16 protein-coding genes are annotated in these 19,835 nt (G+C 65.7%); 5 read left to right on the plus strand and 11 right to left on the minus strand.

Annotated elements, in window-relative coordinates:
• Positions 1 to 54: 54 nt before the first annotated feature.
• Both U5A58_RS19150 and uvrB read right to left on the minus strand, forming a co-directional pair.
• Positions 55 to 603 carry an iron transporter gene (locus U5A58_RS19150; protein ID WP_201698127.1) on the minus strand — a complete coding sequence of 183 codons (549 nt, stop codon included), beginning with the start codon at positions 601 to 603 and terminating at the stop codon, positions 55 to 57.
• 295 nt (positions 604 to 898) lie between these two features.
• The gene (uvrB, locus tag U5A58_RS19155; protein WP_321962624.1) at positions 899 to 2,980 is read right to left on the minus strand and encodes an excinuclease ABC subunit UvrB; all 2,082 of its coding nucleotides are present in this window, start codon (positions 2,978 to 2,980) and stop codon (positions 899 to 901) included.
• 337 nt (positions 2,981 to 3,317) lie between these two features.
• Between uvrB and U5A58_RS19160 the strand changes: the two genes are divergently transcribed.
• A complete protein-coding gene (locus U5A58_RS19160; RefSeq protein WP_321912412.1) occupies positions 3,318 to 4,517 on the plus strand; it encodes an amino acid aminotransferase in 1,200 nt (399 codons plus the stop codon).
• A 117-nt stretch (positions 4,518 to 4,634) separates the two neighbouring features.
• Here the strand turns inward: U5A58_RS19160 and U5A58_RS19165 are convergent, their stop codons facing one another.
• Together U5A58_RS19165 and U5A58_RS19170 are read right to left on the minus strand one after the other, a co-directional pair.
• Entirely contained in the window at positions 4,635 to 5,912 is a 1,278-nt protein-coding gene (locus tag U5A58_RS19165; RefSeq protein ID WP_321962625.1) for a patatin-like phospholipase family protein, read from the minus strand.
• Between the two features lie 29 nt (positions 5,913 to 5,941).
• Positions 5,942 to 6,745 carry a 3-hydroxybutyrate dehydrogenase gene (locus U5A58_RS19170; protein WP_233882158.1) on the minus strand — a complete coding sequence of 268 codons (804 nt, stop codon included), beginning with the start codon at positions 6,743 to 6,745 and terminating at the stop codon, positions 5,942 to 5,944.
• 271 nt (positions 6,746 to 7,016) lie between these two features.
• On the opposite strand from U5A58_RS19170, the gene U5A58_RS19175 reads away from it, so the two are divergent.
• Positions 7,017 to 7,988 carry an aldo/keto reductase gene (locus U5A58_RS19175; RefSeq protein WP_321912417.1) on the plus strand — a complete coding sequence of 324 codons (972 nt, stop codon included), beginning with the start codon at positions 7,017 to 7,019 and terminating at the stop codon, positions 7,986 to 7,988.
• Between the two features lie 252 nt (positions 7,989 to 8,240).
• Positions 8,241 to 9,086 (plus strand): 23S rRNA (adenine(2030)-N(6))-methyltransferase RlmJ, encoded by an 846-nt coding sequence (locus U5A58_RS19180; protein WP_321962626.1) that lies wholly within the window; start codon positions 8,241 to 8,243, stop codon positions 9,084 to 9,086.
• A 32-nt stretch (positions 9,087 to 9,118) separates the two neighbouring features.
• Here the strand turns inward: U5A58_RS19180 and U5A58_RS19185 are convergent, their stop codons facing one another.
• The 3 genes from U5A58_RS19185 to cueR form a co-directional block, all read right to left on the minus strand.
• The gene (locus tag U5A58_RS19185; protein WP_321912420.1) at positions 9,119 to 9,511 is read right to left on the minus strand and encodes a hypothetical protein; all 393 of its coding nucleotides are present in this window, start codon (positions 9,509 to 9,511) and stop codon (positions 9,119 to 9,121) included.
• Positions 9,512 to 9,705: 194 nt separating this feature from the next.
• Complete coding sequence (locus U5A58_RS19190) at positions 9,706 to 9,855, minus strand: DUF3563 family protein (RefSeq protein WP_321912421.1); 150 nt, start codon at positions 9,853 to 9,855, stop codon at positions 9,706 to 9,708.
• 297 nt (positions 9,856 to 10,152) lie between these two features.
• Positions 10,153 to 10,578, minus strand: coding sequence for a Cu(I)-responsive transcriptional regulator (gene cueR, locus U5A58_RS19195; RefSeq protein WP_321912423.1), 426 nt, complete (start codon positions 10,576 to 10,578; stop codon positions 10,153 to 10,155).
• A gap of 161 nt (positions 10,579 to 10,739) precedes the next feature.
• Here cueR and U5A58_RS19200 point away from each other — a divergent pair, with 161 nt between their 5' ends.
• Complete coding sequence (locus U5A58_RS19200) at positions 10,740 to 10,946, plus strand: heavy-metal-associated domain-containing protein (protein ID WP_321912425.1); 207 nt, start codon at positions 10,740 to 10,742, stop codon at positions 10,944 to 10,946.
• A gap of 11 nt (positions 10,947 to 10,957) precedes the next feature.
• Positions 10,958 to 11,869 carry an SDR family oxidoreductase gene (locus U5A58_RS19205; protein ID WP_321962627.1) on the plus strand — a complete coding sequence of 304 codons (912 nt, stop codon included), beginning with the start codon at positions 10,958 to 10,960 and terminating at the stop codon, positions 11,867 to 11,869.
• A gap of 76 nt (positions 11,870 to 11,945) precedes the next feature.
• Here U5A58_RS19205 and U5A58_RS19210 read toward each other — a convergent pair whose 3' ends face one another.
• The 4 genes from U5A58_RS19210 to U5A58_RS19225 all read right to left on the minus strand — a co-directional run bounded on the left by U5A58_RS19210 (position 11,946) and on the right by U5A58_RS19225 (position 19,738).
• Positions 11,946 to 15,428, minus strand: coding sequence for an error-prone DNA polymerase (locus U5A58_RS19210; RefSeq protein ID WP_321962628.1), 3,483 nt, complete (start codon positions 15,426 to 15,428; stop codon positions 11,946 to 11,948).
• A 34-nt stretch (positions 15,429 to 15,462) separates the two neighbouring features.
• Positions 15,463 to 17,061 (minus strand): DNA polymerase Y family protein, encoded by a 1,599-nt coding sequence (locus U5A58_RS19215; RefSeq protein WP_321962629.1) that lies wholly within the window; start codon positions 17,059 to 17,061, stop codon positions 15,463 to 15,465.
• Positions 16,970 to 17,815, minus strand: a complete 846-nt coding sequence (imuA, locus tag U5A58_RS19220) for a translesion DNA synthesis-associated protein ImuA (protein ID WP_321962630.1) — start codon at positions 17,813 to 17,815, stop codon at positions 16,970 to 16,972. Before imuA ends, U5A58_RS19215 begins: the two co-directional genes overlap by 92 nt.
• A 300-nt stretch (positions 17,816 to 18,115) precedes the next feature.
• Positions 18,116 to 19,738 (minus strand): NAD(P)/FAD-dependent oxidoreductase, encoded by a 1,623-nt coding sequence (locus U5A58_RS19225; RefSeq protein ID WP_321962631.1) that lies wholly within the window; start codon positions 19,736 to 19,738, stop codon positions 18,116 to 18,118.
• Positions 19,739 to 19,835: the final 97 nt, after the last annotated feature.

Genomic DNA, 19,835 nt, shown 5'->3' on the forward strand with positions numbered 1-19,835 from the left:
CGCTGGACGCGATGCGCGCCGCCGCTCGCACTGCCGGGTGACACTAACTACGACTTAGTAACCGCCCTTCTTGCCGATGCCCGCGAACGGGAAATCGTATTCCAGCGTGATCGGCTTGAACCACGGGCCCACGCCCGTTTCCTTGTCGACGTGACGGCCGAACGCCATGTGGCCCGTCTGCATCGGCGCCTCGACGATCAGCTTGAGGTGGTACTTGCCGGGACCGGCGAGCTTCACGTTGTCGCCGTAGTGCGGGCCGTCGTTGGCGACCATCGGCATCAGGTCGCCCTTTTGCACGTAGCTCGAACCCGGCTTGGTGAGTTCGTAGTGAACCTGCAGATACGGCATCCAGTCGCCTTCGGCGAAGCCGGTCGGGTTGTTCTTGACCGCGTGGATGTCCGATTCGAGGTGAATGTCGGAATCCGAGGCCTTGCGCATCATGCCTTCCGGCTCCATGGTGATCGGCTGCAGATAGACCGCGCCGATTTCCATGCCGCCCTGGATTGCCTGCTTGCCGATCGGGTATTCAGCCGCATTGGCCGCAAACGCCGCCGTGGCGGCCGCGATGACGGCAGTGCCGCGCAAGAGAGAGTGAATCCGCATCGAAACTCCTGGTTTTTATATATGAGGGTTACATCCGACCTACGTTCGCTGCGTCCATGTAATAACGCTAATGCGAACAATTCTCAATAATGGCGAAGTTTAACACCGATGCAGATGAGGGACAAATTCGGAGGCGCGGAAAACCCAACCGCGACAGGGTTTTAGCAGCGATTTGTTAACAGGGGCTTACGGCGGCTAGCGGCCCGGTTGCAGCGTCGGGATCTGACGAAAGGCATTCGAATGGGACAGGCAGGGTGCGGCGCAAAGCCGCCCCACCCGCCTCGTGGCCCGATGCTCAGATCGGATGGTCGCCCACGTTCGCCCCGAACACGCGCTGGCGCAGCACCGCGAGCTGATCGCGCGTCTGGGCGGCCTTCTCGAATTCGAGGTTCTTCGCGTAGTCCATCATCTGCTTTTCGAGCTTCTTGATTTCCTTGGCGATCTGCTTCTCGGACATGTCCTCGAACTTCGCGCGCTCCTGCTCCTCGCGCAGCTCGGCGCGGGCTTCATCGACGTTGTACACGCCATCGATGATGTCCTTGATGCGCTTGACCACGCCGCGCGGCACGATGCCGTTCTCTTCGTTGAAGTGGATCTGCTTGGCGCGGCGGCGCTCGGTTTCGTCGATGGCCCGGCGCATCGAGTCGGTAATGCGGTCGCCGTAGAGAATGGCCTTGCCGTTCACGTTACGCGCGGCACGCCCGATTGTCTGGATCAGCGAGCGCTCGGCGCGCAGGAAGCCTTCCTTGTCGGCGTCGAGAATCGCCACGAGCGAGACCTCGGGAATGTCGAGGCCCTCTCGCAGCAGGTTGATACCCACGAGCACGTCGAAAGTGCCCAAACGCAGGTCGCGGATGATCTCCACGCGCTCGACCGTGTCGATGTCGCTATGCAGATAGCGCACCTTCACGCCGTGGTCCGAGAGAAACTCGGTGAGCTGCTCGGCCATGCGCTTGGTGAGCGTGGTGACGAGCACGCGCTCGCCGACGGCCACGCGCTCGTTGATCTCGCCGAGCACGTCGTCGACCTGCGTCGACGCGGGCCGCACCTCGATCACCGGATCGACGAGGCCCGTGGGCCGCACAACCTGTTCCGCGATCTGACCCGTCACCTTCTTCTCGTAGTCGGCGGGCGTGGCCGAGACGAACACGACCTGGCGCATCTTGCGCTCGAACTCGTTGAACTTGAGCGGCCGGTTGTCGAGCGCCGAAGGCAGCCGGAAGCCGTAATCGACGAGATTTTCCTTGCGCGCGCGGTCGCCGTTGTACATGCCGTTGAACTGGCCGATCAGCACGTGCGACTCGTCGAGGAACATCATGGCGTCGGTCGGCAGATAGTCGACGAGCGTAGGCGGCGGCTCGCCGGGCAGCGCGCCCGAAAAGTGCCGCGAGTAGTTCTCGATGCCCTTGCAGAAGCCCAGCTCCTGAAGCATTTCCAGATCGAAGCGCGTGCGCTGCTCGAGGCGCTGCGCCTCCACGAGCTTGCCTTCCGTATGGAAGAACTCGAGTCGCTCGCGCAATTCGGACTTGATGGTTTCGACGGCGCGCAGCACGGTTTCGCGCGGCGTCACGTAGTGCGATGACGGATAGACGGTAAAGCGCGGAATCTTCTGGCGCACGCGGCCCGTGAGCGGATCGAACAGCTGCAGCGTTTCCACTTCGTCGTCGAACAGTTCCACGCGCACGGCCATTTCGGCGTGTTCGGCCGGGAAGATGTCGATGGTGTCGCCGCGCACGCGGAACGTGCCGCGCTGGAAGTCCTGCTCGTTGCGCGTGTATTGCATGGCGATCAGGCGCGCGATGACGTCGCGCTGGCCGAGACGGTCGCCGTGGCGCAGCGTGAGAATCATCTGGTGGTACTCAGACGGATTGCCAATACCGTAGATCGCCGAAACGGTCGCGACGATCACCACGTCGCGCCGCTCCATCAGGCTCTTGGTGGCCGAAAGCCGCATCTGCTCGATGTGCTCGTTGATCGACGAATCCTTCTCGATGAAGAGATCGCGCTGCGGCACATAGGCTTCCGGCTGGTAGTAGTCGTAGTACGAGACGAAGTACTCGACGGCATTGCGCGGAAAGAACTCGCGGAACTCGGCGTAGAGCTGCGCGGCGAGCGTCTTGTTCGGCGCGAACACGATGGCCGGGCGGCCCAGGCGCGCGATGGTGTTCGCCATCGTGTAGGTCTTGCCCGAGCCCGTTACGCCGAGCAGCGTCTGGAACGAGAGGCCGTCCTCCACGCCTTCCACGAGCGTTTCGATGGCCGTCGGCTGGTCGCCGGCCGGCAGGTACGGCTGGTAGAGCTGGAACGGCGAGCCTTCGTACTGGACGAATTTCGACTCGTCGAGCGCGGGCGCGTCGGCGACGGTGTGGTCGGACATGGGGGGCATCCTGTGCGCGGAGCAAACAACTATTCTAGCGTCTTGCCGAATCTTGCCGATGGGCAAGCCTGGGGCGAGACGAGGCGGGGTCAGCCATACATGGGGCGCAACGGCAGTAGTGCAAGGCCCGCGCGTCGCGGCCACGGCGAACGCCCTGGCAGACGCCCAAGCGGGCGCGCGCCAGAAATCGCCCAATCGTGCCGGAAATAGCCCTGAAAGCGGCGCGGAGAATGGCAAATCCGCGGAAATCCAGCTTGAGGATTCGTTACAATAGCGAGTTCCGTGGCCGGTGCAGCATGCGGCCCAACCGATCTTCCTTCACTTTTGCCGAACGATCATGTCCCTCTTTTCCGCTGTCGAACTCGCCCCCCGCGACCCGATCCTGGGTCTGAACGAAGCCTATAACGCCGATGCGCGCGCGACCAAGGTGAACCTCGGTGTGGGCGTGTACACCAACGAAGAAGGCAAGATTCCGCTGCTGCGCGCGGTGCGCGAAGCCGAAAAGGCGCGTGTGGAAGCCGGTCTGCCGCGCGGCTATCTGCCGATCGAAGGTCTCGGCGCGTACGACGCCGCCGTGCAAAAGCTGCTGCTTGGCGACGACTCGCCGCTGATCGCAGCGGGCCGCGTCGTGACGGCGCAAGCGCTGGGCGGCACGGGGGCGCTGAAGATCGGCGCCGACTTCCTCAAGCGCGTGAACCCGAACGCCAAGGTCGCGATCAGCGACCCGAGCTGGGAAAACCACCGCGCCCTGTTCGAAAGCGCAGGTTTTGAAGTCATCGCGTATCCGTACTACGACGCGCAGACCAACGGCGTGAACTTCGAAGGCATGCTCACCGCGCTGAACGGCTACGCCGCCGGCACCGTCATCGTGCTGCACGCGTGCTGCCACAACCCGACCGGCGTCGACCTCACGGTCGACCAGTGGAAGCAGATCATCGAAGTCGTGAAGGCACGCAACCTCGTGCCGTTCCTCGACATCGCGTATCAGGGCTTCGGCGACGGCATCGCGGAAGACGGCGAAGTCGTGCGCCTGTTCGCCGCTTCGGAACTCAACGTGTTCGTTTCGTCGTCGTTCTCGAAGTCGTTCTCGCTGTACGGCGAGCGCGTGGGCGCGCTGTCGATCCTCACGAGCAGCAAGGAAGAATCGGCGCGCGTGCTCTCGCAGCTCAAGCGCGTGATCCGCACGAACTATTCCAACCCGCCGACGCACGGCGGCTCGGTGGTCGCCGCCGTGCTCGGCTCGGCCGACCTGCGCGCCATGTGGGAAGCGGAACTCGGCGAAATGCGCAACCGCATCCGCGCAATGCGCACGGGCCTCGTCGAGCGCCTCACGGCTGCCGGCGTGGACCGCGACTTCAACTTCATCAACGTGCAACGCGGCATGTTCTCGTACTCGGGCCTGACGGCTGCACAAGTCGACCGCCTGCGCGAAGAGTTCGGCATCTATGCCGTGAGCACGGGCCGCATCTGCGTGGCCGCGCTGAACACGCGCAACCTCGACGTCGTGGCAAGCGCAGTCGCACAAGTGCTGAAGTAAAGCCGTTCGTCGGCAAGATGCGCCGCTGCAACGCGGCAAGCTGATCCGATAAAAAAGGCGTCCGTTCGAAAGAACGGACGCCTTTTTCTTTGGCGAGTGACGAAAGCCGCGAATGACTCAGATGCCGTGGCCGCGCATGTCGCGATGGATATCGTGCGTGACGAAACCCGAGTCGTTATCGGGCTTGTCGAGCCAGCCCGGCTGCGCGAGCGAGGCGCGGATGTCCAGCAAACCGCTTGCCCAGTGTTCGCGCATGGTCGAGGTGCCGAACTGGTAGTCCTTGAAATGCCCCTCGTATTCCTTCTGCCGGTAGATGAGGTGGATCACGTTGTACTTCTTCGAGCACGAAAGCTCGTCTGCCAGCGCGACCCACGGATCATTGCGATGCTCGGGCGCGACGCGATCGAGCACCTCGCGCAGCACATGGCGGTAACGCTGCGAGCGCTGCAGGATGTCGGTCACGAGACGTGTGCGGCTCGAATACTGAATGTCCTTCACGCGGCCCTGAACGTCGATGAGGTTGTCGGGCACCGGCCCGCGTGCGCTCCAGAGATCGACCTGGAACGCGAGCGTGTCGCGCCGCGGCGTGGTCTGGATCACCTCGTAGAGCGGCGTGTTCGACATCAGGCCGCCGTCCCAGTAGTACTCGCCGTCGATCTCGACCGCCGCGAAGCCCGGCGGCAGCGCGCCCGAGGCGATGAAATGCTCGGGGCGCAGCTTCGTGGTCTTGTTGTCGAAATAGACGAAGTTGCCGCTGCCCACGTTGACCGCGCCCACCGACACGCGCGTTTCGCCCGAGTTGATGCGCTCGAAGTCGCACAGACGTTCCAGCGTCGCCTTGAGCGGCTTCGTGTCGTAGTAGCTGGCCGTTTCGGGAGAGCCCGACCCATGAGGCAGCGGCGGCGGAAAGCGCGGCACGAAAAAGCCCTTCTGCCCTTCCATGATCGCGCCTGCCGCCTGCATGGCCGTGAACGTCTTGCGCACGGCGGCATTCGCATTGAAGAGCGCGTGCTCGACGAAGGACGGCAACGGGAAGCTGTAGGCCGGCTGGCAGATCGTTTCCCAGAACTCGCGCAGACGCGCCACGCGATGCTCAGGCGCATTGCCCGCGATGATGGCGGTATTGAGCGCGCCAATTGAAATGCCCGCGATCCAGTTGGGCGCAATGCCGGCCTCGACGAGCCCTTCGTACACGCCCGCCTGATACGCGCCGAGCGCCCCGCCCCCCTGCAGCGTGAGCGCGATGGTTTCCCACTCCTTGGCCTGCGGGCCGCACTGGGAAACATGCGGATGCGGTGCGTTGCCGGCATGCGCGCCGGACTGTGCACCGGCATGCGCGCCGACTTCGTCGTCGACTGCGCTCGACTGGACCTGCCCTTTCTTGCGTTGCGCCATTGCCGCGCCTCCTGCGCTCGATGCCTGCGTTATTGCATGAACCAGCCGTGGCTCACCACGAAGGACTGGCCGGTGAACGCAGCGCTCGGGAACGCCGAGAGGAACAGCACGGTTTGCGCGACGTCCTCGACGGTCGTGAAAATACCGTCCACTGTGCCGCCGAGCATCACGCGCTTGACCACTTCTTCTTCGGAGATGCCGAGTTCCTTGGCCTGCTCCGGAATCTGCTTTTCCACGAGCGGCGTGCGCACGAAGCCCGGACACACCACGTGCGAGCGCACATTGTGCTTGCCGCCCTCCTTGGCGAGTACGCGCGCGAGGCCGAGCAGCGCGTGCTTGGCCGCGACATAGGCCGACTTCAGCGGCGACGCCTCGTGCGAGTGGACCGAACCCATGTAGATCACCACGCCGCCGCGGTCGTCCTTGTACATGTGCTTGAGCACCGCCTTGGTGGTGAGGAATGCGCCGTCCACGTGGATGGCCTGCATCTTCTTCCAGTCGGAAAACGCGTAGTTCTCGATCGGGTTCACGATCTGGATGCCGGCGTTCGAGATGAGGATATCCACCGGGCCGAGTTCGGCCGCGACGCGGTCGATGCCCTGGTTCACGGCGTCCTCATTGGTCACGTCCATGGCGACGCCGATGGCCTTGCCGCCTGCGCCCTTGATCTCTTCGGCCACGGCGTCCGCGCCGCTCTGGTTCAGGTCGGCGATGGCGACCGCAGCGCCTGCCTGCGCGAGCGTGAGGGCGATCTGCTTGCCAATGCCGCTGGCCGCGCCGGTAACGACTGCGACCTTGCCATCGAGTTTCGTGTTCAGTGAGAGAGACGACATCGGGCACCTCCAGGTGAGTGAACGGGACAGGATGAAACCTCGGAGCGCGCGCCGTCAAACCTGACGAATGGCTTATGCCATCCGGCCGGATGTTGCGTCGCGGCCAACCAGGCTATTGTGCATGAACCCGTCTCGTCCAAGCATCGAGCAAGACAAGCAAAAGCGATTTTCGCCGCAGTGCAAAGCGCAATGCGGCATGCCAGCCACCGCAAGGCCGTTCAGCAACAATGGCCAAGTCGTGCTAGCTTTATCGGCTCACAAGGAGGCGTTAATGAACTATCGGCGACTGGGCCGCTCAGGCCTGCAGGTAAGCGAACTGTCCATCGGCTCGTGGGTCACCTACGGAAACCAGGTCGACGCCAGGCTCGCGCGCGAATCGCTCGCGGCGGCGCGCGACGCGGGCATCAACTTCTTCGACAACGCCGAGGCTTATGCAGGCGGCAAGTCGGAAGAGCTCATGGGCCAGGCGCTCAAGGAGCTAGCGTGGCCGCGCGTGAGCTACGTGGTCTCGACCAAGTTCTACTGGGGCTTGAACGAAGCGCCCAACCAGTACCACACGCTCAACCGCAAGTACCTCATGAACGCGATCGACGGCTCGCTCAAGCGGCTGCAGCTCGAATATGTCGATCTCGTGTTCTGCCACCGTCCCGACCCGAACACGCCGGTCGAGGAAACCGTCTGGGCGATGAGCGACATGATCACGCGCGGCAAGGCGCTCTACTGGGGCACGTCGGAATGGAGCGCCGACGAAATCCGCGCCGCGTGGGAAATTGCGGAGCGTCATCACCTGCACAAGCCGGTCATGGAGCAGCCGCAGTACAACCTGTTCCATCGCACGCGCGTGGAAGACGAATACCGCCGGCTCTACGAGGACATTGGCCTCGGCCTCACCACCTGGAGCCCGCTCGCCTCGGGCCTGCTCACCGGCAAATATCGCGGCGGCGTGCCGTCGGGCAGCCGCGCGGAACTGCAGGGCTACGACTGGCTGCGCAAGAATGTTACCGACCCTGACAAGAACGAGATCGTCGGCAAGCTCGCCGAGTTCGCGAAACAGCTCGACTGCTCGGTGGGGCAGCTGGCGCTCGCGTGGATCCTGAAGAATCCGCATGTGAGCACAGTCATCACCGGGGCCTCGCGTATCGAGCAGATCGGCGAAAACATGAAGGCGCGCGACGTGGCGGAAAAGATCACGCCGGACGTCAAGGCGCAGATCGAGGCCATCGTCGGCGACGCTTACGACTAACGTCTCGCGCATGCCCGCAACGCGCGGCGCGCTCGCCGCCGTCGGATGGGCGCACGCCTGAGCGCATCCGGGAGGTTGGCGTACTGCGGGTGACTCGCGTTGCGGCTGCGCACTCGTGGTGACGTACAATACGCGGCCTCGCTGCGCGCACCGCTGCTTCGGTAGCGGTGTGCGTATGGCGCAGGCAGGCGGCGCAGCAATCGCGCCGCCGCCGTTTTCCCCGTTCTCACCGGACTTCGTGTCCCGTCCATCATGCTGAGCTACCGTCACGCCTTCCACGCCGGCAATCATGCCGATGTCCTGAAACACGCCGTCGTCGTGCAACTGCTGCATTACCTCGGCAAGAAGGACAAGGCGTACTGGTACATCGACACCCACGCGGGCGCGGGCGCCTACGCATTGCGCGAAGGCTACGCCACGAAGAACGCCGAATTCGACACGGGCATCGGCAAGCTGTGGGGCCGCAACGACCTGCCTGCGGCGCTCGCCGAGTACGTGGACGAAGTGGCGGCGCTGAACCCCGATGGCGACTTGCGCTTCTACCCGGGCTCTCCCTATCTCGCGTGGCGTCTCATGCGCGAGCAGGACCGCATGCGGCTCTTCGAATTGCACAGCACGGAAATCGACGTGCTGCGCCACCGCTTCCACGACGCGGGGCGCCGCGTGATGATCTACGCAGGCGACGGCTTCGACGGCATCAAGGCGCTCCTGCCCCCGCCGCCGCGCCGTGCGCTGGTACTGGTCGACCCGTCTTTCGAGGACAAGCGCGACTACGCGCGCACGCTGACCTGCGTCGAGGAAAGCCTCAAGCGCTTTGCGAATGGCACTTATGCGGTGTGGTATCCGCAGGTCACGCGTCCCGAGTCGCAGCGCTTTCCGGAGCAACTCAAGCGCCTGCAGGACAAGAACTGGCTGCACCTCACGCTTTCAGTGAGCAATCCGCCCGAAGACGGTTTCGGCCTTTACGGCAGCGGCATGTTCATCCTGAACCCGCCCTACACGCTCGAAGCGGCGATGAAAGAGGCGCTGCCCTGGCTCGTGAAAACGCTCGGCCAGGACGCCGGCGCACAGTTCAAGATCGAGTCGCGCGGCGACTGAGCCGCGCGAACCGCCTCACTCCGCTTGAGGCGTCACTGCCCGGCCGGCAACGGCTGGGGAAGCGGCGGCGTTTCGCGATGAGGCGGGCGTGGCGGCCGCGGCGGCGGATTCGGCCGACCGCCGCCCTGCTGCACTTCCACATACGGCGCGACGACATAGGGCTGCGACGAATCCGGCGCAAGACCCGCCGGCTGCGCCGCCTGCACCATCGGTTCGTGCGAGAGCGGCGCGTTTTGCAGAACGATGCCCGGTTGACCGTCGCTAATCCCTCTTTGCGTATCCAGAATCAGCGGCTGCCCCGCATGCACGCTGGCGCTGGCGCACGCCATGACGACGGCGATCAGCCCCGCACGCGCAACAGAAAAACGCCGCGGCGCGCGGCGCGGCGACACCAATGTGCGATGGGAAATGCGGTCTTGCACCATGAATGGCCCCCGGAGAGATAGCGACACCATTGCTATGACGGCTTGTCGCAAAAAAGACTTTACCTTACCGCGGTGGGAAGGCTCAGACTCTGCTCCATCGGTGGCGCAGAAATGACAAAGCCCCGCCAATGCGGGGCTTGAAACTGTGCTGCTCTCACCGGGTCGACACCCGGTCAGTGGCCTGCAGCGCCGGCTTACAGCGAGCTGTAGCCGTTCGACTCGATCGAACGAATGCGCTGTTCGAGCTGGACGATATCGGCCGACGATGCGAGATACGCTTCGCGGCGACGACGTTCAGCAGTTTCAAACCAGTTGCTCAGCTTTTCAAGAAGGAATGCAAACATGATGGTGTGCTCCAAGGATTCGGTTCGGCGATCCCCGGTGAATTCGCATCAGGGATAACCCTCATTAGGGATAACCCGCATTATAACGGTTGCACCGAACTTTGCTAGTGAATTGCCCGAATACCGTGCATTCCATTTTGGAATGATGGTGGGATACGAATCGGCAACATCATGTTTTATCGACACATTTTTCAGCATTTTCGCAGGCGATTGTCAGCAATCGCGCGCAAACGCACCAACATTGTGCAATTAGTCAGTGCGGTTGCGGCAATTTGCCCATGGCGGTTGCACCTGCGCTCAGTGCGCGTGGCCGGGCTCGTGGCAGTCCGTCGCGGCAGTGTCGGCAAGCCGTTCGATGATCGGGCAATCGGGGCGGTCGTTGCCCTGGCAGTGCGAAGCCAGATGGGCGAGCGTGTCGCGCATCTGGGTCAGTTCGGCGATCCGCTGGTCGAGTTCGGCGACATGTTCGAGCGCGATCGACTTGACCTCGGCGCTCGCGCGCGAGCGGTCGTGCCAGAGCGCCAGCAGGCGCCGAATGTCGTCCACCAGAAAGCCGAGCCGGCGCGCCTGACGGATGAAGCGCAGCGAATGCACCTCCTGCGCACCATAGACCCGGTAGCCGGACTCCGTACGCCCTTTGGGCGCCAGCAGCCCGACACTTTCGTAGTAGCGAATCATTTTCGCCGTGACGCCCGATTCGCGCGCCGCTTCGCCGATGTTCACGCCGTTCTCCCGCTGTCTGGTCAAGGGTTGATCAATGGTTCGATCGTACACCTTCCCATGATGGGAAGGTCCAGCGCGACAAGCGGCCCCGGCTGGCATAATCCGCCGGCGGCCTCATATCGAGTAGTAACTAGCCTCAATCTCTGAAAAAGGAACACACGATGATCCAGTTCAACGTCGAAGGCATGAGCTGCCAGCACTGCGTAGGCGCCGTCACACGCGCGATCCACGAACACGACGCGCAAGCCAAAGTCGAGATCGATCTGGCCGCCGGCCGCGTGAAGGTCGAATCGAGCCAGAGCGCCGAAGTCCTGAAGTCGGCGATCGACGAAGCCGGCTACACCGTGGTCGGCACGGCCAGCGTCTGACAGGCCGCGCCATGTTCAAGGTTGCCGTGATCGGCGCGTCCGGCCTGCTAGGTCGCGCCATCGTCCGCGAACTCGCCGCGCAAACGCCCTGGCAGGTCGTGCCGACCGCGTTCCGCCATGGCGGCCCGCAGCAGACCGTGCTCGATGTGCGCGACGCGCAGGCCGTGAGCGCATTCGTCGAGCGCGAGGCGCCCGACGCGATCGTACTGGCCGCCGCCGAGCGCCGCCCCGACGTGTGCGAGCACGATCCGGCGGCAGCGCGCGCGCTCAATGTCGATGCCGTGCGCAGCGTCGCTGCGGCGGCGCGCCAGCGCGGCGCGTGGATGCTTTCGATCTCCACCGACTATGTGTTCGACGGCACGCAACCGCCCTACCGTATCGACGACACGCCCAATCCGCTCAACGCCTACGGTCACAGCAAGCTCGAAGGCGAACAGGCCCTGCTCGAAACCAGCGACAACGCGCTCGTGCTGCGCCTGCCCTTGCTGTACGGGCCGATCGTCGGCTGGCATGAATCGGCGGTCACGAGCCTCGTGCCGGCTATCCGCGCGTCGGCGCAGCCCGGGGCGCAGGCGGCGCCGATGGACGCGTGGGCCACGCGCTACCCCACTTTCACGCCCGACGTGGCGTTCGTGATCCGCGAACTGCTGCTGCGCTGCGCGGACGGCGCGCCCGTGCGCGGCATTGCGCAATGGTCCGGCGACGAGCCGATGACGAAGTACGACATCGCCGCGCGCATCGCGCAGGCACTGGGCGTACAAGCGCGTCTGCTCGCACAGCCGACGCCCACCGACGCCACGCCGCGCCCACGCAATTGCCATCTCGATTCGAGCCGTCTCGAAACCTTGGGCATCGGCCGCCGCACGCCGTTCGACGCGGCGATTCGCGCCGTGCTCGACGCTTTCATGAAAGACGGCGCATAGCGCCGGGCACCACCGCAGCGGCCCGTCACGAGGCCGTTGCGCGCATGGTTTCTACGTAGAAACTCGCCGCGAACATTCAATGGAAATTCCGGCTCTCCGTTGCGAGCCGCCCAAGCAGCCGGCTGTGGTCCTCCAGCCGGTGCGCCACGAGGTGCACCACCTCGCCTTCACGCTGCACCACGCCCGCCACCGCCAGCAGCGAAGACCCGAGCAGCTCCTTGCGCTGCGACTCGACGAGCGCCGCGTGCACGATCACGTTGACGGTGCCGGTCTCGTCTTCCAGAGAAACGAAGATCGTGCCATTCGCCGTGCCCGGCCGCTGCCGCACCGTGACGATGCCGCACACGCGCGCGAGCATGCCGTGCCGGCAATGCGCCAGTTGCTCCGCCGTGCGAAAACGCTGCTTGGTGAGGCCGTGGCGCAGCAGTTCAAGCGGATGGCGATTGAGCGTGAGACGCAGGCTCGCATAATCGGCGACGATTTCCGCGCCCTCGGAAGCACGCGGCAACGCGAGCGGCGCCTCGGCAACGGGCGCATCGCGCAACAGCGCAGGCACCGCGTGCTGCGCCGTCACGGCCCACCACGCCTCGCGCCGGTGGCCCGCAATGCTCGCGAGCGCGTTCGACGCCGCCAGCGCCTCCAGTTCGCGCCGCGTGAGCGCCGCGCGGCGCGCGAGGTCGTCGACATCGGCGAACGGGGCGCGCTCGCGCGCCTCCATCACCCGCCGCGCGGCATCTTCGGAAAAGCCTTTGATGAGACTGAAGCCGAGGCGCACGGCCGGGCCGTCGCGACCATAGCGCCGCGGCGCGAGCGCAATGCGTGAGCGCACGACGCGCTTCGTGCCGTCCATGAACCTGTGCCGCCGGCCGCCGCGCTTGAGCATGCCGCGCAGCAACAGCGCAGCCGCGCCCAGCAGCGCGCGATACCGCAGCACCTCGGCATGGCGCACGCGCAGCGCCTCGGCATCGAGCCGCTCGCCGGGTGCGCCGCGCCGCTCCAGCACCGATGCCCAGTCGCTCAGCGCGATATCGGGCGCACGCACCTGCACGCCGTGACGCTTCGCATCCTGCACGAGCTGCGAAGGCGAATAGAACCCGAGTGGCTGACTGTTCAGCAGTCCTGCCAGAAACGCCGCGGGCTCGTAACGCTTGAGCCACGAACTCGTGTAGACGAGCAGCGCGAAACTCGCCGCATGACTTTCCGGAAAGCCGTAGTCGCCGAAACCCTCGATCTGCTTGCAGATGCGTTCGGCGAACTCCAGCGAGTAACCTTTCTTGAGCATGCGCTGCGTAAGATCCGCCTGATACGGACGCAGATCGCCGTCACGCCGCCATGCGGCCATCGCGCGGCGCAGCTTGTCGGCCTCCTCGCCGGTGTAGTCGGCGGCGACCATGGCGAGATGCATCACCTGCTCCTGAAAGATCGGCACGCCAAGCGTGCGCTCGAGCACCGGGCGCAATTCTTCCTTCGCATACTCCACCGCTTCGTCGCCGTGCCTGCGCTTGAGGTACGGATGCACCATGTCGCCCTGGATTGGCCCCGGCCGCACGATCGCCACCTGAATCACGAGGTCGTAATACGTGCGCGGCCGCAAACGCGGCAACATGCTTTGCTGCGCGCGCGACTCGATCTGGAACACGCCGACCGTATCGGCTTTGGCGCACATGCGATACACCGCCGGGTCCTCGGCGGGAATGTCCTGCACGCGCATCTCCGGCAACCCGCGCCTTAGCGCCACGAATTCGAGCGAGCGCCGGATCGCCGAGAGCATGCCGAGCGCGAGCACGTCCACTTTCAAGAGCCGCAGCGCGTCGATATCGTCCTTGTCCCACTCGATCACGTAGCGGTCCTTCATCGCGGCGTTTTCGATCGGCACGAGCCGCGAGAGCTTGTCGCGCGCGATCACGAAACCGCCCACGTGCTGCGAGAGATGGCGCGGAAAGCCGCGCAACTCGCGCGTGAGACGAATGAGCTGCTGCGTGACGTGCGAGTCCGGCGAAAAGCCCGCCTCCTCCAGATGGCGTGCGATCGAATCGGGGCCGTCCCACCATTGATGCGCGCCCGAAAGCTTTTCGACGAGCGCATTGTCGAGGCCGAGCGCCTTGCCCACGTCGCGCAACGCGCTGCGCGAGCGATAGGTGATGAGCGTCGCGGCCAGCGCGGCGCGGCGCGTGCCGTACTTGCGGTAGATGTACTGAATGACTTCTTCGCGGCGCTGATGCTCGAAGTCGACGTCGATGTCGGGCGGCTCGTTGCGCGCACGAGAGAGAAAGCGCGCCACGAGCATGTTCATGCGCACGGGGTCGATCTCCGTGATCTTCAGGCAATAGCAGACCACCGAGTTGGCCGCCGAGCCGCGCCCCTGGCACAGGATCTTCTGCTCGCGCGCGAAGCGGACGATGTCATGCACCGTGAGGAAGTACTTCTCGTACTTCAGCTCGTCGATGAGTTCGAGTTCCTGTTCGATCTGATTGCGGCGCTTGTCGTTCAGGCCGTCGGGCCAGCGCTCCAGGGCGCCCTTCATCACGAGCTTGCGCAACCACGTTTGCGGGGTTTCGCCGGGCGGCACCAGTTCCTCGGGATATTCGTAGGCCAGCTCGCCGAGCGAAAACGTGCAGCGCCGCGCGACGTCGAGCGTCGCGTCGAGTGCCTCGCGCGGATAAATCGCGCCAAGCCGCACGCGCGAGCGCAGATGCCGCTCCGCATTCGCCTCCAGCGCGCGCCCGCAGGAAGCCAGCGGCTTGCCGATGCGAATCGCGCTCAACGTGTCCTGCAACGGCTTGCGCGAACGCGCGTGCATCAGCACGCCGCCCGCCGCGACGAGCGGCAGTCCGCTCTCCTGCGAGACGTGGCGCAGCACTTCGATCTGCGTGTCGTCGCCGCCGGTTTGCCAGAGTTCGAGCGCGAGCCACGCGCGTTCGGCCGCGAAGCCCGCGAGCCAGTGCGCGGCGCGCAGCGTTTGCGCGAGCGTGGCCGTGCGCTGCGGCACGAGCAGCAGCACGCAGTCGCGCAAGTGCTTCAGATGCTCGAAGTCCGGCTCGGGCTCGGTGAAATCGGCGGGATGCACGCGATAGCTGCCCTTCGCCGCACGCGAGCGCGCGAGCGTGATCAACTCGCACAGATTGCCGTAGCCTTCGCGATTAGTTGCGAGCGCAACGATCGTGCAGAACGGCGCGCCATGGTCATCGACGAGATTCAGCTCGCTGCCGATCAGCAAATGCAGCGACGGTTCGAACGGGCCCAGGGCCGCGGCGGCGGAGTTGCCGCCGCGTTCGCGGGCCTCGCGCACGGCTTCGTCATGCGCTTTCTTGCGCGCCTCGTCGTATTCGTTGAGCGCACTCCAGGCGCGCACGACGCCCGCGAACGAGCATTCGTCGGTGATCGCGAGCGCACGGTAGCCGTGGCGGATCGCCTGCTCGACCAGCTCACCCGGGCGCGACGCGCCGTGCAGGAAAGTGAAGTTGGTGAGGCAGTGCAGCTCCGCGTAGTCAGGCAACTGCGCGGACAACTGCGCTGGCAACTGTGATGGCGACGGCACGCCCGTCCCGCTGGTCGACATGATGGCTGAAACCCGGATGAACGACGAACAAGCGCTAGCCGAACAGGCCTTGCAAATACCACTGGCCGCCAATGCGCTCGCGATACAGCCAGAACATGCGGCCCTGGTCGTCGGCGGCGACGTAGTAGTCGCGCCCGACGCCCTCGCCGTCCCACCAGCCGGACTCGATGCGCTCGGTGCGCGTGAGCGTCTTCAGCGGCCGTCGATAAACCGGGCGGTCACCGCGCGTCGCGAGCTTGAGCGGCTTTTCGAGCAGCCACGCCGGACGCGGCTGGGCCGGCAGCGGCACCTCGGGCAGGTCGAAGGCGCTTTGCACGGGCGCGCTCGCGTCCGCTTCCTGCTGCGGCTTGCTTGCCTTGCGCGGCTTGCGCGCACGCTTCGCGCCGCTCTCGCGGTAGGGCCGCGCCGACATCGCCAGCTCGGGCCGATGATCGTCCTCGACGAAAAGCTGCAGCACGTTCTGCTCGCCAAGCCGCGCGCCGATGCGCTCGAAGAGCTGCCCGAGCGACGCCTCGGCGGCCTCGGCCATCGGAAAGAGCGTGTCGGTGGGCGCCGCGTATTCGCTCACCTGCGAGGCGACGAGCGCAAGGCCAATGACGGGCGCGGCAAGCTCGGTCTGATTCAGGCGCTCGCGCAGCAGCCACAGCAGATGCTCGGCGTCGCGCGAAGGCGACGCCCACGCGATCGCGAGCGTCGAGGTGCGCGGCGCATGCCGCGAAGCCAGTTCGTGCTCCAGACGCAATTCGAAGCCGCTCAACGCCGCGTGCTGCGCGGCAAGCCAGCCGGCCAGCTGCATCACGAGCCGGCGCGCGGCAAAGAGCAGCGCCTCGGCGCTCTCCACGCGCGCCTGCAATTCGAGCGCCGCGTGAAACGACGGCGGCGCGGCGAACCAGACACGCGGATCGGGCGCTTCGCCGCGCGCCTGCGCGAGCCAGCCGAGCACGCCGTCGCCGAAACGCCGCACGATGCCCTCGCGCGGCAGCCGCCGCAGATCGCCGAGCGTCGCGCAGCCGATCTGCGTGAGCGCGTGGTCGTGCTGCGCGGCGAACGGCGCGAGCGTGACCGGCAGCGAATCGAGCACGCGCGCGAGCGTCGTTTCCTTGAGCACGTGCCAGCGGCGCGACGAACGCGTGATGCGCGCCTGGGCGAGCGTCCACGCGCCCCACGCCGTGGGCGCGCAGGCGATGCGCGCGGTGTGTCCGCAGCTGGCCACCGTCGCCGCAACCTTCCCGAGCAGCGCGCGCACGCCGCCGAAAAGACGCAAGCCCGAGCCGACTTCGAGCAACAGCGTGTGCGACTGCGCGAACGACACCTTGGGCGTATAGGCGAGCAACGCGAGCGCGAGCGCCTCGAACGCACGGGTCTCGCGCGCCGGATCGGCTTCGAGCAGCACGAGCCCCGGCGCAAGCGCCAGCGCATGCGAGCGCGTGTTGCCGGGCTCGACGCCCAGGCGCAGCGCGTCGAGATCGGCGATCAGGATGCGCGCGTGGTCGGCGAGCGCGTAGCAGCGCGGCGCGCTGACGGCATCGGCATCGGCGCTTTCAGGCAGGCGCGCTGTTGATGGCGCCGGCGGCATCAGAGGTCTGACGGCCTCCAGCGGCAACAACGGCAAGGTGACGGCGATCCACAGCATGATTGGCCCCGGGCCACGGCATGACGACGGAGGCTGCGTCCGGCTGGGGCAGCACCGCGTCCTGCAGCGGCAATGTAATGACGAGTGGCTGGGCGGGCGGCGGCCCGCGGCGCTTGAAGATATCGACGCAGAGCGCGGCAAGCTGCATCCATTGCCGCCGGTTCAGGTTCGCTTCCTCGGGCGGCGGCACCGGCGAGCAGGTCATGCGCAGCGGCGCCGGCGACGACTGGTTGCGCGCGGCGAGCGGCCGCACGAGAAAGGCGAGCGCCTGCGAATCCTGGGCGGCGACCTGCAAACGGCGCACGGCGTCGGGGCGCGCTTTCGTCTGCCAGAGCAGCACGGCGCCCATGCCTTCCTGCTTGAGCGCCTGCTCGGCCACCCAGGCGGCCTCGTCTTCGGCCGCACGCACCCAGATCACGCGCTCGAGCGCGAGCCCCCACGCCTTGAGCGCGCAGGCGTACGGACGCCATGGCGGCGCGACGAGCAGCACGTGCCGGCCCGCCTGCGCGGTGAGCGCGCGCAGCGCTGGAGCGACGAGCCGCATCTCACCCACGCCGCCCTGCTCGACGAGCAGTTCGGTCAGGCTGCCTGCGGGCCAGCCGGCGCCGGGAAGCTGGGCGTCGAGCGTGGCGTGGCCGCTCGGCACCGAGCGCTCGCTGGCGTGCGCGAGCTGATCGCCTTGCCACACGCGGCTTTGCAGCCGGGGGGGCAAGTGCGCGGCGAGTTGCGCAGTGGTCTGGACGGCTGCTGCCATGGTTCGTAGCCTGATTGATGGGAACGCTCCGCCCTGCCCGGCAGGAAATGGGGCATCGGCAAGCAGGAGGTCGGTTCGCCTCCACCTGTATATTTATACAGTATTTTATGGGATTGGAGGAAGGCGGGAAATGGGGGATTGATTACTCCCGGACGCTGGGGCTTACGTCCGGGGCAAACGCCGCTTAAGACAGGCGAGTAGCGCGCACGCTGAAGGGCGCGCTGAGGGGGAACACTGAGGGACGAACTGGAAGACGAACTGCGAGACGCGCCGACGCATCCCGCCCGTCGTTTTCCGCTATCAGGAGGCGTGCGCCGATGTCAGACTGAGCGCCACGGCTTGCGCCACCTCGATGCCGTCGATGGCCGCCGAGTAGATGCCGCCGGCATACCCGGCGCCTTCGCCGGCCGGATACAGACCTGCGACGTTCACGCTCTGGTAATCGTCCTTGCGACGAATCCGCAGCGGCGACGATGTGCGCGTCTCGACGCCCGTGAGCACCGCATCGTGCATCGCGAAGCCTGCGAGCTTCTTATCGATCTGCGGAAGGGCTTCACGGATGGCCTCGATCACATAGTCGGGCAGCGCGGTGCTGAGATCGGTCGGATGCACGCCCGGCTTGTAGGACGGCACCACGGAGCCCAGCGACGTCGACGGCCGCCCGGCGATAAAGTCGCCCACGAGTTGCCCCGGCGCCTGGTAATTGCCGCCGCCGAGCTCGAACGCCCGCTCTTCCCACTTGCGCTGGAACGCGATGCCCGCAAGCGGGCCGCCTGGATAATCCTCCGGCGTGATGCCGACGACGATGCCCGCATTCGCGTTGCGCTCGGCCCGCGAATACTGGCTCATGCCGTTGGTGACCACGCGGCCGGGTTCGGAGGTCGCCGCGACCACCGTGCCGCCGGGGCACATGCAGAAGCTATAGACCGAGCGGCCATTGTTCGCGTGATGCACCACCTTGTAGTCGGCCGCGCCAAGCTCCTTGTGGCCCGCAAACTTGCCGAAACGGCTGCGATCGATCACCCCCTGCGGGTGCTCGATGCGAAAACCCAGCGAAAACGGCTTCGCTTCCATGAACACGCCGCGATCGTGCAGCATCTGGAACGTGTCGCGCGCGCTGTGGCCAACCGCCAGCACGACGTGGTCGCACGGCAGCGTCTCGCCGTTCGAGAGCTTGAGCGCGCGCACCTTGCCCTGCTCGATCTCGATGTCTTCGACGCGCGTTTCGAAGCGCACTTCGCCGCCCAGTTCGTGGATGGTGGCGCGCATCTTTTCCACCATGCTCACGAGCCGGAACGTGCCGATGTGCGGCCGGCTCAGATACAGGATGTCTTCCGGCGCGCCGGCCTTGACGAACTCCTCGAGCACCTTGCGGCCGTAGTGGTTCGGATCCTTGATCTGGCTGTAGAGCTTGCCGTCGGAAAACGTCCCCGCCCCGCCTTCGCCGAACTGCACGTTCGATTCAGGGTTGAGCACGGACTTGCGCCACAGGCCGAAAGTGTCCTTGGTGCGCTCGCGCACGGCTTTGCCGCGCTCGAGGATGATGGGACGAAAACCCATCTGCGCGAGGATCAGTCCTGCGAACAGCCCGCACGGCCCCATGCCGATCACCACCGGGCGGGGGCGCGTCGAGTGCTCCGGCGCCTTCGCGACAAAGCGGTAGGTCATGTCCGGCGTCGCCCCGCAATGCGGCTTGCCGGCGATCCGCTTGAGCACCTTCGCCTCGTCCTTGACTTCGATGTCGACGATATAGGTCAGCTTGATATCCGAGCGCTTGCGTGCATCGTGCGCACGGCGGAAGACGGTGTAGCGGACGAGCGCGTCTGCCGCTACGCCAAGTTCCGCGAGGCGTCCCCGAATCGCGGCTTCAAGATCGCTTTCGGCGTGGTCGAGGGGGAGTTTGACTTCGGATAAACGTAACATGGCTGCCAGGGTGCGATCGCCACGGGAAGTGTGGCCGATCCGTATTTTATAAGCTCGGCGGCTTTTCAAATGGAACGCGGCCGTACGACGAAACGCA

This window comes from Paraburkholderia sp. J7 (assembly GCF_905220155.1).
Lineage (GTDB): Bacteria > Pseudomonadota > Gammaproteobacteria > Burkholderiales > Burkholderiaceae > Paraburkholderia.